17 protein-coding genes are annotated in these 14,811 nt (G+C 73.3%); 8 read left to right on the top strand and 9 right to left on the bottom strand.

The features are described from left to right. The first annotated feature begins 35 nt into the window (after positions 1 to 35). The 5 genes from F4556_RS31725 to F4556_RS31705 all read left to right on the top strand — a co-directional run bounded on the left by F4556_RS31725 (position 36) and on the right by F4556_RS31705 (position 3,543). Positions 36 to 578 (top strand): hypothetical protein, encoded by a 543-nt coding sequence (locus tag F4556_RS31725; RefSeq protein ID WP_184922303.1) that lies wholly within the window; start codon positions 36 to 38, stop codon positions 576 to 578. 175 nt (positions 579 to 753) lie between these two features. Then, entirely contained in the window at positions 754 to 1,530 is a 777-nt protein-coding gene (locus tag F4556_RS31720; protein WP_313068925.1) for a LamB/YcsF family protein, read from the top strand. Continuing rightward, positions 1,530 to 2,150: a 5-oxoprolinase subunit B family protein gene (locus F4556_RS31715; protein ID WP_184922301.1), complete on the top strand. Its 621-nt coding sequence runs from the start codon at positions 1,530 to 1,532 to the stop codon at positions 2,148 to 2,150. Before F4556_RS31720 ends, F4556_RS31715 begins: the two co-directional genes overlap by 1 nt. Then, positions 2,147 to 3,004 carry a 5-oxoprolinase subunit C family protein gene (locus tag F4556_RS31710; protein ID WP_184922299.1) on the top strand — a complete coding sequence of 286 codons (858 nt, stop codon included), beginning with the start codon at positions 2,147 to 2,149 and terminating at the stop codon, positions 3,002 to 3,004. The genes F4556_RS31715 and F4556_RS31710 overlap by 4 nt, the downstream gene beginning before the upstream one ends. Before the next feature lie 35 nt (positions 3,005 to 3,039). Then, entirely contained in the window at positions 3,040 to 3,543 is a 504-nt protein-coding gene (locus F4556_RS31705; RefSeq protein ID WP_184922298.1) for a DUF2199 domain-containing protein, read from the top strand. A 25-nt stretch (positions 3,544 to 3,568) separates the two neighbouring features. Here the strand turns inward: F4556_RS31705 and F4556_RS31700 are convergent, their stop codons facing one another. Next, a complete protein-coding gene (locus F4556_RS31700; protein WP_184922296.1) occupies positions 3,569 to 4,231 on the bottom strand; it encodes a response regulator in 663 nt (220 codons plus the stop codon). Then, positions 4,228 to 5,373: a sensor histidine kinase gene (locus F4556_RS31695; RefSeq protein ID WP_184922294.1), complete on the bottom strand. Its 1,146-nt coding sequence runs from the start codon at positions 5,371 to 5,373 to the stop codon at positions 4,228 to 4,230. The genes F4556_RS31700 and F4556_RS31695 overlap by 4 nt, the downstream gene beginning before the upstream one ends. A gap of 131 nt (positions 5,374 to 5,504) precedes the next feature. Between F4556_RS31695 and F4556_RS31690 the strand changes: the two genes are divergently transcribed. Both F4556_RS31690 and F4556_RS31685 read left to right on the top strand, forming a co-directional pair. Beyond that, entirely contained in the window at positions 5,505 to 6,416 is a 912-nt protein-coding gene (locus F4556_RS31690; RefSeq protein WP_184922292.1) for an ATP-binding cassette domain-containing protein, read from the top strand. Next, complete coding sequence (locus F4556_RS31685; RefSeq protein ID WP_184922284.1) at positions 6,413 to 7,237, top strand: ABC transporter permease subunit; 825 nt, start codon at positions 6,413 to 6,415, stop codon at positions 7,235 to 7,237. The genes F4556_RS31690 and F4556_RS31685 overlap by 4 nt, the downstream gene beginning before the upstream one ends. 220 nt (positions 7,238 to 7,457) lie before the next feature. On the opposite strand, the gene F4556_RS31680 is transcribed toward F4556_RS31685, so the two are convergent. The 7 genes from F4556_RS31680 to F4556_RS31650 all read right to left on the bottom strand — a co-directional run bounded on the left by F4556_RS31680 (position 7,458) and on the right by F4556_RS31650 (position 13,072). Beyond that, complete coding sequence (locus F4556_RS31680) at positions 7,458 to 8,618, bottom strand: SH3 domain-containing protein (protein WP_221503744.1); 1,161 nt, start codon at positions 8,616 to 8,618, stop codon at positions 7,458 to 7,460. 424 nt (positions 8,619 to 9,042) lie between these two features. Further along, entirely contained in the window at positions 9,043 to 9,555 is a 513-nt protein-coding gene (locus F4556_RS31675; protein ID WP_184925503.1) for a gamma carbonic anhydrase family protein, read from the bottom strand. A gap of 58 nt (positions 9,556 to 9,613) precedes the next feature. Continuing rightward, complete coding sequence (locus F4556_RS31670; protein ID WP_184922280.1) at positions 9,614 to 10,060, bottom strand: SRPBCC family protein; 447 nt, start codon at positions 10,058 to 10,060, stop codon at positions 9,614 to 9,616. A gap of 74 nt (positions 10,061 to 10,134) precedes the next feature. Beyond that, positions 10,135 to 10,551 carry an ASCH domain-containing protein gene (locus tag F4556_RS31665; protein ID WP_184922278.1) on the bottom strand — a complete coding sequence of 139 codons (417 nt, stop codon included), beginning with the start codon at positions 10,549 to 10,551 and terminating at the stop codon, positions 10,135 to 10,137. Between the two features lie 43 nt (positions 10,552 to 10,594). After that, positions 10,595 to 11,425 carry a DUF3626 domain-containing protein gene (locus F4556_RS31660; protein ID WP_184922276.1) on the bottom strand — a complete coding sequence of 277 codons (831 nt, stop codon included), beginning with the start codon at positions 11,423 to 11,425 and terminating at the stop codon, positions 10,595 to 10,597. Further along, positions 11,422 to 12,309, bottom strand: coding sequence for an aldo/keto reductase (locus F4556_RS31655; protein WP_184922259.1), 888 nt, complete (start codon positions 12,307 to 12,309; stop codon positions 11,422 to 11,424). The genes F4556_RS31660 and F4556_RS31655 overlap by 4 nt, the downstream gene beginning before the upstream one ends. A gap of 25 nt (positions 12,310 to 12,334) precedes the next feature. Continuing rightward, entirely contained in the window at positions 12,335 to 13,072 is a 738-nt protein-coding gene (locus F4556_RS31650; protein ID WP_184922249.1) for a TetR/AcrR family transcriptional regulator, read from the bottom strand. 52 nt (positions 13,073 to 13,124) lie between these two features. Between F4556_RS31650 and F4556_RS31645 the strand changes: the two genes are divergently transcribed. Continuing rightward, complete coding sequence (locus F4556_RS31645; protein ID WP_184922247.1) at positions 13,125 to 14,759, top strand: CocE/NonD family hydrolase; 1,635 nt, start codon at positions 13,125 to 13,127, stop codon at positions 14,757 to 14,759. Positions 14,760 to 14,811: the final 52 nt, after the last annotated feature.

Here is a 14,811-nt window from a genome sequence, read left to right as displayed (position 1 = left end):
CTCGACCCGCACTACCCGTATGGGGGGTTTGCGACATGACCGAGGATCAGAAGGCCGCCGAAACCGCCACCCTGCGCCGGGTCCGACGGTGGATCGTGATCTTCATCGTCTGCCTGGCGCTCAGTGGCCTGACGGCCTTTCCGCTGGAGACCGAGACCCGCTGGCTGGCCGGCCTGGTCGACGGTTCGCCGCTCGCCGAGCACTTCCCGGCGGCCGCCGCCTGGGCCGAGCGGGTCCGGGACGGGGTGGCCGAGACCAACGTCCGCTACCCCTTCCTCGCGTACGGGACCGACTGGCTGGCCTTCGCCCACCTGGTGATCGCGATCGCCTTCTGGGGGCCGTACCGGGACCCGGTCCGCAACGTCTGGGTGATCCGGTGGGCGATGACCGCCTGCGCCGCAATCATCCCGCTGGCGCTGATCTGCGGGCCGCTGCGCGGGATACCGCTGGCGTGGCGATTCGTCGACATGTCGTTCGGGGTCGTCGGGGTGATCCCGCTGCTGATCGTGCTCCGCGGCATCCGCCGACTGGAGTGGGCCGCGGCCCTGCGTCAGGCTCCGCCGGTGCTGGCGGCCTGACCGGTCCTCAGCCCGGAACAGTGAACGGGGAGGAAACGTTCCGCCATGTGAGGGAGCGCGCACCGTTCGGTGCGCGCTCCGGGCTCGGGTCACGTGCACACGCGCCCGCGCGCAGGCCCTACGATCACCCCCAGCGAACGGCGGCGGATGCCGGGTGCGGGAGGCGGGCGTTGGCGTGACCGAATCGGTGATCGATCTCAATGCGGACCTCGGTGAGGGGTTCGGGCGCTGGACCCTGACCGACGACGAGGCCCTGCTCTCCGTGGTCACCAGCGCCAACGTGGCCTGCGGCTTCCACGCCGGCGACCCCTCCACCATGCGCCGGGTCTGCGCGCTGGCCGCCGAACGCGGCGTCCGGATCGGCGCCCAGGTCTCCTACCGCGACCTGGCCGGCTTCGGCCGCCGCCCGATGGACGTCCCGCCGGATGAACTGGCCGACGAGATCGCGTACCAGATCGGCGCCCTCCAGGTCTTCGCCCGGGCGGCCGGCTCCCGGGTCTCCTACGTCAAACCGCACGGCGCCCTCTACAACAAGGTGGTCACCGACTCCGAGCAGGCCGAGGCCGTGGTCGCGGGCGTGCTCCGGGCCGGTGCGGTCTGCGACGGCCCGCTGCCGGTGCTCGGCCTGCCGGGCTCCCGGCTGCTCGCGGTGGCCGAGGGGGTCGGACTCCCGGTGGTCACCGAGGCGTTCGCCGACCGCGCTTACACCTGGGCGGGCACCCTGGTGCCCCGCCGCGACCCGGAGGCCGTGGTGCACGACCCCGAGTCGGTGATCGCCCGCGCGGTCGGCATCGCCCGGGACGGCCTGGTCACCGCCGTCGGCGGCGAGCCGGTCGCGGTCGAGGCCCGCTCCCTCTGCGTGCACGGTGACACCCCCGGCGCGGCCCAGCTCGCCTGGCGGGTCCGGGGCGCGCTGGCCTCCGCCGGGGTTCGCGTGGAGGCTTTCGTCTGATGGACCTGACGTTCCGCCAGGTCGGCGCCGACGCACTGCTGGTGCGGGCCCCCGACGGCGAGACCGTCGCCGCGCTGTACGCCGCCCTGCTGGCCCGGCGGGACGAGCTTCCGGCGATCACCGAGATCGTGCCCGCCGCCCGTACCGTCCTGCTCGACGGCCTGGCCGACCCGGAGCTGACCCGGCAGCGGCTGGCCGGCTGGCGGCTGCCGCCCCACCCGCCCGCCGACGGCCCGCTGATCGAGCTGCCCACCGTGTACGACGGCGCGGACCTGGCCGAGGTCGCCGCGCTCTGGGGGTGCTCCCCGGCGGAGGCCGTCCGGCTGCACAGCTCCTTCGAGTACCGGGTCGCGTTCTGCGGCTTCGCCCCCGGCTTCGGCTACCTGACCGGGCTGCCCGCCCCGTACGAGGTGCCCCGGCGGGACACCCCGCGCAGCTCCGTCCCGGCCGGGTCGGTCGCGCTGGCCGGCCCGTACACCGGGGTCTACCCGCGCTCCTCGCCCGGCGGCTGGCAACTGCTCGGGCGGACCTCGGTGGCGCTCTGGGACACCGATCGGGAGCCGGCCGCGCTGCTCGCGCCGGGCGTGCGGGTGCGGTTCGTGCCGGTGGCGGCCGCGTGACCGGGCTGCTGGTGGTGCGGCCCGGGCCGCTGACGACGGTTCAGGACCTGGGACGGCGCGGGGTGGCCCACCTCGGCGTACCCCGGGCCGGGGCGCTGGACGAGCCCGCGCTGCGGGCCGCCAACCGGCTGGTCGGCAACCCCGCCGGGACGGCCGGTCTGGAAACCACCCTCGGCGGGGTGACGCTGCGTGCGGTCGGCCCGCAGCTGGTCGCCGTCACAGGCGGACCGGCGGCGGTCCGGCTGGACGGGCGGCCGGTCGCCTGGGGCGCGGCGGTCGCCGTACCGGACGGTTCGGTGCTCGACCTCGGCCCGGCCACCCACGGGGTCCGGGGCTATCTCGCGGTGGCGGGCGGCCTGACCGTTCCGCCGGTGCTGGGCAGCCGCTCCGCCGATCTGCTCTCCGGCCTCGGCCCGGCCCCGCTGACGGTGGGTCAGCTGCTGCCGGTCGGGCCGCCCTTCGCGAGTGACCGGGCGGATCTGGTCCCGCTGCCCGCGCCCCCGGCCGAGCTGGTGCTCCGGCTCCAACCGGGACCGCACCTGGACTGGTTCGCGGCGGCGGCCCGCCCGCTGCTGGCCCGCTCCCGCTACCTGGTCGGGCCCGCCAGCAACCGGATCGCCCTGCGCACCGAGGGCCCACCGCTCCCCCGCGCCCGGGCGGACGAACTCCCCAGCGAGGGCATGGTGCTCGGCGCCGTCCAGGTCCCGCCGGACGGCCGCCCGATGGTCTTCCTCGCCGACCATCCCACCACCGGCGGCTACCCGGTGATCGGCGTCGTCCCGGCCGCCGACCTGCCCGCCGCCGCCCAGACCCGCCCGGGCACCCCGGTCCGCTTCGTCCCGCTCACCCGCTGAGCAGGTACGTTTCGGCGGCGCATAGGCTCGGCACCATGTCTGCTGATCAGCACCACACCTGCTCCTGCTGCGCCGAGAACCTGGACGGGCCCCCGTTCTCGTACGGCTCCCCGGCGCCGGTGGGCTGGAAGCGGCGGTACGCCCTCCGGCGAGACAGCGAGCTCACGGCGGACCAGTGCATGATCAAGGGGCAGCACTTCTACGTTCACGGCCTGATCGAGATACCGGTTCGCGACAGCGAGGAGATGTTCTCCTGGGGCGTCTGGGTCTCCCTGAGTGAACCCAACTTCGCCCGGATGCACGACCTCTGGGAGGACCCGGAGCGGGAGCAGGAGCCCGCGTACTTCGGCTGGCTCTCCACCGAACTGCCGGTCTACCCCGAGAGCACCCTCCTGCTCAAGACCCACGTGCACACCCGCGCTGTCGGCACCCGCCCGCTGATCAAACTCGAACCCACCGACCATCCCCTCGCCGTCGAGCAGCGCGAGGGCATCACCGTCGCCCGGGTCCACGAGCTCGCCGCGCTGCTCATGGGCTGACCCCGGGCCTGGCCTGTCCAGCCGCTCAGCGTGACGCGCCGGCCAGGCCCATCTCGTAGGCGGTGATGACGAGTTGGACCCGGTCCCGGGCGCCCAGTTTGCTGAACAGGCGGGCCACGTGGGACTTGGCGGTGGCCACCGAGATGTACAGCTCCTCCGCGATCTCGGTGTTCGAGCGGCCCCGGCCGACCAGGGTGAGGACCTCCCGTTCGCGCTCGGTGATGCCCTCGACCGGCTGCGGGGCGCGCCCGGCGGCAGGACCGGGCCCGCCGAGGAAGTCGGCGATCAGGCGGCGGGTGACGCCCGGGGCGATCAGGGCGTCACCGGCGGCGACCACCCGGATCGCCCCGAGGATGTCGTCCACCGCCATGTCCTTGACCACGAATCCGCTCGCGCCGGCCCGCAGTGCGCCGTAGACGTGGTCGTCCTCGTCGAAGGTGGTCAGCATCAGGATCCGGGTCGGGCCGCCCGCCGAGACGATCTGGCGGGTGGCCTCGATGCCGTCCGTGCCGGGCATCCGAATGTCCATCAGCACCACGTCGGGGACCAGCTCCCGGGCCAGCCGGACCGCCTCGGCGCCCGTCCCGGCCTCGCCGATCACCTCGAGGTCGGAGTGGTCGGCCATGATCACCCGCAGGCCGGAGCGGACCAGCGGCTGGTCGTCGGCGAGCACCACCCGGATGCTCATCGGGACCCCGCCCGGGCCACGACCGGCTCGGGCAGCGGCAGTCGGGCCGCCACCCGGAAGCCGCCCTCGGGGCGCGGCTCGGCGCTGAAGCGGCCGTGCAGCAGGCTGACCCGCTCCCGCATCCCGGTGATCCCGAAGCCGGAGCCCGCCGTGCCCGGCACCCCGCGCCCCTCGTCGAGCACCTCCACGGACAGCTCCTCCGCTCCGTAGTCGACGGTCACCCGGCAGTGCCCGGTGCCCGCGTGGCGGACCACGTTGGTCAGCGCCTCCTGCACGATCCGGTAGGCCGAAAGGTCGATGTCACCGGGGAGTTGACGCCGCTCACCGGCCCACCGGAGCTCGACCAGGACCCCGGCGTCCGTGGTCGCCACCGCCAGCCGTTCCAGGTCGGCGAGGCCCGGGGCGGGGCCGAGCGGCGCCCCCGCTCCGCTCTGCGGGTCGGCCTGACGGAGCGCCACCAGTGTGCGGCGCAGCCCCGACAGGGTCTCCCGGCTGGTCGCCTCGATCGCCCGCAGCGCCTCCCTGGCCTCGGCGGGCTGGGTCTCGATGACCCGGCTGCCGACCCCGGCCTGGATCGCGATGATCCCGATGCTGTGCGCCACCATGTCGTGCAACTCCCGGGCGATCCGCAGGCGTTCGGCGGTCACCGCCTCGGCCACCGCCTGCGTGCGCAGCGCCACCGAGTGCTCGCGACGCTCCCGGAACAGCAGGCCGCCCAGGCAGCAGGTCCCGAGCAGCAGCACGGCAATCATCGCGACGGCGAGCTGGTGGTCGGCCCCTGACATGAAGGCGAAGGCGGTGACGACCTGCACCAGCGAGGACAGCACGGCGGCGGTGACCGAGACCCGCCGGGACCGGTCGGCGACGAGGTAGCCCAGGACCAGATCGGCCGTCAGGAACGGCAGGAACCGGCCCGGGCTCTCCGCCGGGCCGCCCACCGCCACCATCGAGACCGCACCGAGCAGGGTCAACACCAGCGCCCACACCGGGGATCGGCGCAGCACCCCGATCAGCAGGCCGCCCGCGAGCAGGGCCCCCAGCCCGTACAGGTTCGGGGAGCGGAACGCGCCGCCCACCAACAGCAGCAGTACCAGGGGGTACAGCAGGGCCCCGCCCCAGGCCATCGGCCTCGTCTTCGTCATGCGGCGACCCTAGCCGTCCACCACCCGCCGGACATTGGCCCACGGGCGTACGCCCCCGGGCTGACCTGCCCGGACGGTTGCCGCCCGCGGGCCGATGCCCGCTCCGGGGGCTCGGCGGCAGTGTTGCTCCCGTGATCGAAGTCAACGAACTCACCAAGACCTACGGCCGCAAGACGGCCGTCCACGGCCTCTCATTCACCGTCAGGCCCGGCCGGGTCACCGGCTTCCTGGGCCCCAACGGCGCCGGGAAGACCACCACGCTGCGGATGATCCTCGGCCTGGACGCACCCACCGGAGGCAGCGCCACCGTCAGCGGCGTCCCCTTCCGGCAGCACCGGCGCGGACTGCACCACGTCGGCGCGCTGCTCGACGCCGGCCACGTCCACGGCGGACTCAGCGCCGCCGCCCACCTGTCCGCACTCGCCCGCAGCAACGGCATCCCGCTGCGGCGGGTGGACGAGGTGCTCGCGGAGGTCGGCCTGGCCGAGGTGGCCGGGCGGCGGATCGGCGGGTTCTCGCTCGGCATGAAGCAGCGGCTGGGCATCGCGGCCGCGCTGCTCGGCGACCCGCCGGTGCTGATGTTCGACGAGCCGGTGAACGGCATGGACCCGGAGGGCGTGCTCTGGGTGCGCCACCTGTTCCGCCGGCTGGCCGCCGAGGGCCGTACGGTCTTCCTCTCCAGCCACCTGATGACCGAGATGGAGCAGACCGCCGACGACCTGGTGGTGATCGGTCAGGGCCGGCTGATCGCCGCCGAGCCGCTCCGGGCCTTTGCCGCCCGCAGCGCCCGGCTCAGCGTCCTGGTGGGCACCCCGCAGACCGCCGAACTGGCCGCCGTGCTGACCGTGGCGGGCGCCTCGGTGGAGCCCGTCGGTCCCGAGCAGCTCGCCGTGACCGGGCTTCCGGCCGCCCGGATCGGGGCGCTCGCCCTGGACCGCCGGATCGCGCTGCACGAACTGACCACCCGGACCGCCTCCTTGGAGCAGGCGTTCATGGAACTGACCGCCGACCGGATCGACCACCAGGCAGGACGAACCCGATGACCACGCTCGCCCCCGCCCCGCCCGCCGCCCGCTTCGGCGATCTGGTCGCCGCAGAGTGGATCAAGATGCGCTCGCTCCGCTCCACCTGGTGGACGCTCGCCCTGACCACCCTGTTCATCCTCGGTTCGGCGGTGACCGCCGCCCTGGCGGACCGTCAGAACCTGGCGGGCACCACCCCGGAGTCCCGGAACTACCAGGGCTTCCTGTGCTTCGACGCCTTCCCGCCCGCCGGTTACGTCACGCTGATGCTGGTGGCCGGCAGCATCGGCGCGGTCACCGTCGCCGCCGAGTACGGCAGCGGGCTGATCCGCACCACCACGGTGGCCGTCCCGGCCCGCCGCTCGGTACTGCTGGCCAAGGCGGTGCTGCTCAGCGCGGTCTGGGGCGTGCTCGGGGCGGTCGTCTCGCCGGCCGCCTTCCTGCTCTCGCAGGCGATCCTGAGCGGATCGGACGCCGGGGTGCCGATCACCCACCCCGGGGTGCTGCGGGCGATGGCGGCCTGCGCCCTGGTGGCCCCGGTCTGCGCGCTGACCGGCCTGGGCCTCGGCGCGCTGATCCGGCACGGCGCGGCGGCCGTCCTCGGCACCTGCTTCGGCCTGCTGGTCCTGCCGATGCTCTTCCCGGTGTCCAAGCAGTGGTCCGCCGACGTCAACCAGCTGATGGTGGTCAGCGCCTGGCGCCGGCTCGTCCAGACCTGGGGTCAGCTCCCCGGCGATTCGATCCACATCGCCACCGTCACGGAGTCCTGGGCCGTGTTCGCGCTCTGGCCGCTCGTCACACTCGCCCTCGCGCTGCTGGTGATCCGGCGCCGCGACGTGTGAAGCAGGCAACCGGCGGGGCGGACGAGAGGGGGCCGCCCCGATGCAAGAGACGGCCCCGGGCTCTCTGGCATGACGTCGGGTTCCACCCGGCCGGAGACCGATCGGGCGGAACCCGAAACTGGCGGGTCATCAGAGGCGGTCACACGGACCGCCCCTGATCCCGCACAAGGTCCCTGCCGCCGGTCGGACCAGCGCAGACAACCCATCGAGGAGGCAGGCTCTAGGAGAGGGGAAGGCACATGGCGTAGGTGTACACCGAGACAGACCCGCTGGAGTCGTTGCGGAAGGTAGCGCGCCATGTGGAGCCATTCCTCGGGAACGACTTCATGATCCGCACGGTGGTGCCATCCTGCTCGGCACCGCCACCAGTGAGCGTCTCACCCGTCGAGCAGGAGGCATCGAGGTTGATCTCCTGGTTGCCGGGGACAGTGCCTGAAGCCCTGACGTACGAGGCGGCCTTGGGCGCGCCAGCCGCACCGGCGTCGCCCTTGTCACCCTTGGAACCCTGGGCACCGGCCGCACCTGCGGCTCCGGTATCGCCCTTGTCGCCCTTCAGGCCCTGAGTGCCCGCCGCACCAGCGGCACCGGCGTCGCCCTTATCGCCCTTGTCGCCCTTCAGGCCCTGAGTGCCCGCCGCACCAGCGGCACCGGCGTCGCCCTTATCGCCCTTGTCACCCTTCGGGCCCTGGGGGCCCACCGTCCCTTCAACGCCTGGCTCGCCCTTGTCACCCTTCGGACCCTGAGCACCAGCCGCACCGGCGTCGCCCTTGTCGCCCTTGACCTTGGCAAGCTCCTCCGGAGTAGCCTTCGTCGGATCCCACACCGGACCAGCATCACCCTTCGCCCCCTGAACACCAGCCGCACCGGCATCACCCTTCGGGCCCTGAGCACCAGCCGCACCGGCGTCACCCTTCGGACCCTGAGCACCAGCCGCACCGGCGTCGCCCTTGTCGCCCTTGACCTTGGCAAGCTCCTCCGGAGTAGCCTTCGTCGGATCCCACACCGGACCAGCATCACCCTTCGGGCCTTGAGCACCAGCGTCGCCCTTGTCGCCCTTGACCTTGGCAAGCTCCTCCGGAGTAGCCTTCGTCGGATCCCACACCGGACCGGCATCGCCCTTCGGGCCTTGCGCACCAGCCACCCCGGCTGCACCAGCCGCACCGGTATCGCTGCAGAAGGCCACCGGAGCGGAGTTCCGTACGAACCTCGCGCTCATCCACCCGTCCCGGTTGGCGAGCCGGTACCACAGGTCGTTGCCGTTCACGTTTTCGCCGTGGACCTTGCAGGCGAGCCGGACCTTCGCCCCGGTGGCGTACTGGCCGATTTCCTTCGACTTCGTCGTCGGTTCGGCCCGCACCTTCTGGCCGATACGCGAGGTCACGTCACCCCCTACGCTGCGGGTTGAGGACTGAGCGATCGGCGACAGACTCACTGAGACCGCAACACCCGTTGCGAGGGTTACCAAAACGGCCCGCCTATTAAGGTTCATTCTTTTTATGCCTTCTTCACACAGGGCGTCAGTGTGGGAAGGGTTCCACGGCACCCGGGCGTGCCTTCCTGCGGCACACTCAAGGGCAGCTGAAGTACGACGAATTTGGCCTAACGGCAGACTCGATTGGCCCCGTGCACCTCGCATCTCATCCGCTCAGTCAGCCCTACGGCTGCGACTGGCACGCTTGTGCGGTGCGGGTCCAGATGAGGACGGCCGCCAGGTGAAGTAGCCCGGCAAGCGCGGACGATGCACCGTTCGACCGTGCCTGGTCCACCGACTGCGGGATCACGGCACGGATCTGACGCTCTCGGCTCTAGCCGAGCTCGGTGGCGTGCGCCTGGGCGAGCAACAGGTACCCCTGGCCGTTGGCCTTGATGCCGGAGCGTTCGTCCTCGGTGAGTTCGCGCTTGACCTTGGCGGGCACTCCGGCCACCAGCGAGCCGGGCGGGACCTGCATGCCCTGCGGGACCACCGCGCCCGCCGCGATCAGCGAACCGGCGCCGATCCGGGCGCCGTTGAGCACGGTGGCGCTCATCCCGACGAGTACGTCGTCCTCCACCGTGCAGCCGTGCAGCACCGCGTTGTGGCCGACCGAGATCCGCTCGCCGAGCACGGCCGGGTAGCCCAGGTCGGCGTGCAGGGTGCAGTTGTCCTGGATGTTGGTGTCCGCGCCGACCGTGATCGACTCGGCGTCGCCCCGCAGGACAGCTCCGTACCAGATGCTCACGCCCGGGCCGAGGGTGACCGATCCGACCACCACGGCATTCGGCGCGACGAACGCGCTCGGGTCGACCTTCGGGGTACGGCCGGCGACTGCGGCGATCAAGGGCACGGGTTCTCCATCGGGCACGTCACGGTGAGGTGGAGCGCCACCGTACCAACAGCTAGGAACCGTGCTCCAGCAGGGTCTTGAGGGTCTGCTCGTTCCTCGGCATCTCCTTGCGGGCGTGCGGGCGGACGACCAGCGGTACGAGCACCTTGCCCAGGCCGTGCGCCTCGAAGTCGAGATTCAGGGTCAGGCGCGACCCCCGGCCGTCGTCGAGGGGCTCGATCGTGCCCTGGAGCTCTCCTCGGACGGGGCCGTCGATGCCGTGCAGGTGCCAGCTTCTCGGCGGGTCGAACTCGGTGACCTCCATGGTCATCGGGAACTCGCGCCGGCCGATCCGGCGCAGCACCTCCACCTTGCTGCCCACGCCGAACGGGGTGTCGTCGACCTTGCGGGCGGACACCGCGCTCTCCTGCCACTCCGGCAGGTGGGAGAAGTCGGTGACGTACGAGTAGACCTCCTCGGGACGGCGGTCGATGTCAACGGATTCCTTGATCGCGGACATTGCGCCCCCTTCCAGGGTTCTCATACAAATGATCTCACCGGCCCGGGTCGCAGGGCACGGCCGGAGGACACGGCTCAGGCCACCTGCAGCAGCCGGAAGCGCTGGGTCACCAGCAGGGTGTCGTCGTCGACCGTGAAGTCGGGGCCGAGCTCCGCGCGGATCTCCGGGCTGTGCCAGAACTCCTCGTGCCCGGCCCGCCACTGGGCCACCGACTCGTCGCCCTCGCCCTCGTCCAGGGCGTGCCGGAGGTCGACGTCGGCGAGCCGGAGCACCCGGACCTCGGTGAGCTCGATCGCCGCCACCCGGCGGCCCGCGGAGTCGATCACCGCGGACCGTCGGCCGGCCTCGGGCAGCGGCTCGCCGTCGTACTCGTAGCCGGCCACCAACGCGGTGGTGGTGGTTTTGGCGCCGGACAGGACCGCCGCGACCAGCTGGTCGCGCAGCGGTCCGGGGAAGGCGAACTCCATCGTGGGCAGTGCGTCGAGGTCCATGCCGCGCAGGCTACCGACCGCCGCCCGCGAATGCGCGTCCTTTTCAGCCGGCCGTACCGAACCGGGCCAGGTAGTGCCAGACCCGCTTCAGGTCCTGCGGGTCGTGCTCCCCACCGGCCACCGCCACCCCGAGCACGCGGGGGTCGAGCCACCCGTCCTCGGCGATCACGGCACCCAGCTCGACGTACTCGGGGCCCCGGTAGCCGGGGTGGCGGCGCAGCTCGGCCACCATGAGCCGGTGGCCCGGGTGCCACTCGACCGGGCAGGGCAGCCGGGCGGCGTCGGCCTCGACGGCGGTGCCCCGGAAGCTCGGGTCCAGCACCAGCGCCTCGACGTCGTGGTCCAGCCGGACCCCGCCGTGCACATGAGCCTCGACGTAGTCGTCCAGGAGGTCCTGCTCGTCGGCCTCGGCCAGTTCGAGCAGGGACATCCGGGTGGCGGTGCCGAAGTCGGCGGGCTCCAGGAAGCTGTCGGGGTAGCAGAAGGTGGTCCGGGCGAGCGTCCCGGCGGTCAGCCGGAAGTGCGCGGAGCCGAATCGCGGGGCGGCCCCGTCCGGCCGCTGACGGAAGTTCAGCGCGCCGTACACCGGGCGCTGTTCGGCGGCTGCGGCGTCGTACGCGCCGCCGAAGATCCGGCTCTCCCAGTGCCAGCGGTCACCGCCGGGGTGGGCGGTCAGGCCACCGTTGCTGGTGCCGGTGACGAACTGCGAGTGGTAGACGCCGTCCTCGGCCAGCGCGCGCAGGATCGGGCGGCCGTCCGGCAGGCCCCGGTCCGGGTGGAAGTTCAGCGTGACCCGCAGGCCGGGGGCCAGCGGCCCGCCGGTGGCCCGGGCCGTGATGTGACGGAGCGCCAGCTCCGCTGCGGAGGTGGTCATCGGCGCGGGTCCGGAGCGTCGAGGGCGGCCAGCTCGGCGGCGGACAGCCGCAGGGCGCCGGCCGCGATGTTCTCCACCAGGTGGTCGGGGTTGCCGGTGCCGGGGATGGCCAGCACGTGCGGGCCCTGGGCCAGCGTCCAGGCCAGCCGGATCTGGGCCGGGGAGGCGCCGTGCGCCTCGGCCACCGCGAGCACCGCGGGACTGTCGGTGCCGCCCGCGCCGCTCTCCTTGCCCTCGCCCGCGATCGCGAAGAACGGGACGAAGGCCACGCCCTGCTCGCCGCAGGTGCGCAGCACCGCCTGCTGGGCGTCGGTGGCGCCGAGGCCGAAGCGGTTCTGCACGCAGACCACCGGCGCGATCGACCGGGCCTCGGCCAGCTGCGCGGCGTCCGCGTTGGAGAGGCCGAGGTGCCGGATCATCCCCGCCTCGCGCAGCCCGGCCAGCACACCGAAGTGCTCGGCGAGCGAGTCGCGCCCGTACATCCGCAGGTTGACCACGTCGAGGTGGTCGCGGCCGAGCTGACGCAGGTTCTCCTCGACCTGGCCGCGCAGCTGGTCGGGCCGGGCCCAGTCCAGCCAGTCGCCGGACGGGTCGCGCCCGGGGCCGACCTTGGTGGTGATCACCAGCTCGTCGTCGTACGGGGCGAGCGCCCGGTTGATCAGCTCGTTGGCGGAGCGCAGCGAGGAGAAGTAGAAGGCGGCGGTGTCGATGTGGTTGACGCCGAGTTCGACGGCCTGCCGGAGCACCGCGATCGAGCGGTCGCGGTTGCTGGGGGCGCCGAGGTCGAAGGCGGCGCTGCCGGTGAGCCGCATCGCACCGAAGCCGATCCGGTTGACGGTCAGGTCGCCGAGGGTCCAGGTACCGGAGTTCGCTGCAGTGATCATCCCGGGATGATGCCATATGCCGTGCTCATGGCGACAACCCGTTGATCAGCCTTCCCAGCAGCCGTTCGAAGGTGGCCTCCGGGTCGGCGGGCGCGGGCGGTTCGGCCAGGGTGGCGGCGAGTTGGGGGTAGCGGCCGCTCGCCGCCATCGCGGTGAGGTAGCGGAGCTGGGCCGCGCCGAGGTCGGCGGCGCTCCGGGTGGAGCGTTCCAGTGCCTCGCGCTGGGCCACCTCGTACCCGACGTGGCTGGCCACGAAGCCGGTGAGCAGGGCGAAGACCTCCAGCCGGGCGGCGCCGGGCAGCCCGGTGGGGGCCAGGGCCGCGAGGGCGTGCTCCAGGGCGGCCAGCGTGCCGGGCCCGATGGTGCGGCGCAGCGGGTAGGCGGCGGGCAGCCAGGGGTGACGGTGCATCAGGGTGCGCTGGGCCCGGGCCAGGGCGTGCAGGTCGGCGCGCCAGTCGCCGGTGACGGGCGGCAGGGCCAGGTCGCCGCCGGCCTGGTCGATCATCAGCTCCAGCAGGGTGTCCTTGTCCGGGACGTAGGTGTAGAGCGACATGGTGCCGACCCCGAGCCGGGCCGCGACGGCCCGCATGGTGACGGCCGCCAGGCCCTCCGCGTCGGCCAGGGCCACCGCCTCGGCGGTGATCTCGGCCCGGCTGTGCCGGGGGCGCCGCCCCGTCCGGGGCTGATCCGCCGTCAGCCAGAGCCGTTCCGGGTCCACCTCACCGTGCACGGGCACTCCTCTCCTCCGGGTACTGACTTCCATCCAAGCACTCGCTATTCTCGTACTAAGTACGGAAACACTCCAGGAGGCCGCCATGCCGACGACCACCACCCACCAGCGCCCGCCCCGCACCGCCCGCCTGCTCCGCCGCACCCTGCGCGGGCTGCCGCCCCGCCGGTACCGGGTCGGTCACCACCCCGCCCTGCCGGTGCCCGCCGCCGACGGCGCCCGGCTGCTGACGGACCACTACCTCCCGCTCGGCGACGGCGAGTTCCCCACCGTCCTGCTCCGCTCGCCGTACGGGCGGGGCTTCCCCTGGGCGCCGCTGTACGGGCTTGCGCTCGCCGAGCAGGGCTTCCACGTGCTGATCCAGAGCTGCCGGGGCACCGGCGGCTCCGGCGGCGAGGCCGCACTCTGGCGGCACGAACGGGCGGACGGCCTGGCCACCGTCGAGTGGCTGCGCGAACAGCCGTGGTTCGACGGACGGCTCGGCACCATCGGCCCGAGCTACCTCGGCTACACCCAGTGGGCGCTGGCCGCCGACCCGCCGCCGGAGCTGCGCGCCATGGTGGTGCAGAACGGCATCCACGACCCGCACGCCTTCTTCCACTCCGGCGGCGTCCTCAATCTGGAGAACGCGCTGGTCGCCGCCGTCGGCCTGGCGAACTTCGACCGCGGCCCCGGCACACTGCTGCGCGCCTCCGCACGCCTGCAGCGCAACCTGCGCCGCGCCACCCGGGGCCTGCCGCTGCGCGACGCGTACCCCGCCGCGACCGGGGGCCGGCTGGCGGCCCTGGACGGAGCGCTGGACCACCCGGACCCGGCCGACCCGTACTGGGCGGGCAGCGACCTCGGCCCGGTCGCCGAGCGGCACGCCATACCGACCGCGCTGGTCACCGGCTGGTCGGACGTCTGCCTGGGCCAGACCCTGCGGCAGTGGGAGCGGCTGCGGGCGGCCGGCTGCGCAGGCTCACTGCTGATCGGGCCCTGGACGCACACCTCCACGCTCGGCCCCGGCCTGCCCGAGGTGTTCCGGGAGAGCCTGGCCTGGCTGCGGGCGCACCTGTGTGACGACCCGTCGGGCCTGCGGGCGCAGCCCGTCCGGGTGAGCCTGGACGGCGGCTGGCGCGAGCTGGCCGACTGGCCGGGCGGGGGCACCGGGCTGCGCTGGTACCTGGCGGACGGACGGCTCGTCACCGAGCGGCCGACGCCGGCGGGGCCGGTCACCGTCAGGATCGACCCGGCCGACCCGGCGCCCCCGGCCGGCGGCCCGCTGCTCTCCCAGCAGGCCGGTCCCCGGCGGAACAACCGCCGGGAGGCCCGCCCGGACGTGCTGACCTTCAGCACCGGGCCGCTCACCGAGCCCGTCGAGCTGCTCGGCCCGGTCGCCGTCGACCTGCTGGTCACCGCCGGGCACACGGACCTGTTCACCCGGCTCTGCGACGTGGACCCGCGCGGCCGCTCGGTCAACGTCTGCGACGGCGTGCTGCGGCTCGCCCCGACCGGCGGCCGACCGGCCGCCGTCACGGTCGAGCTGGACCACACCGCGCACCGCTTCGCCGCCGGGCACCGGCTCCGCCTCCAGCTGGGCGGCGCACCGCACCCCCGGTACGCCCGCAATCCCGGCACCGGCGAGCCCGACGCCACCGCGACCACCCTGTCGGCGACCGAGCTGACCGTTCATCAGCCGTCCTCGGTACGGGCCCTCGGCAGCGGCCGTACATCTTGAAGCCTTATCATCTGGCTGCGCCGGACGGTGCCCTGTGAGCCCGGCGGTGCCG

Origin of the sequence: Kitasatospora gansuensis, assembly GCF_014203705.1 — a bacterium.
Classification (GTDB): Bacteria; Actinomycetota; Actinomycetes; order Streptomycetales; family Streptomycetaceae; genus Kitasatospora; species Kitasatospora gansuensis.
Note: the sequence above shows the minus strand (reverse complement) of the source record. Positions and strands in the feature narration are given on the sequence as shown.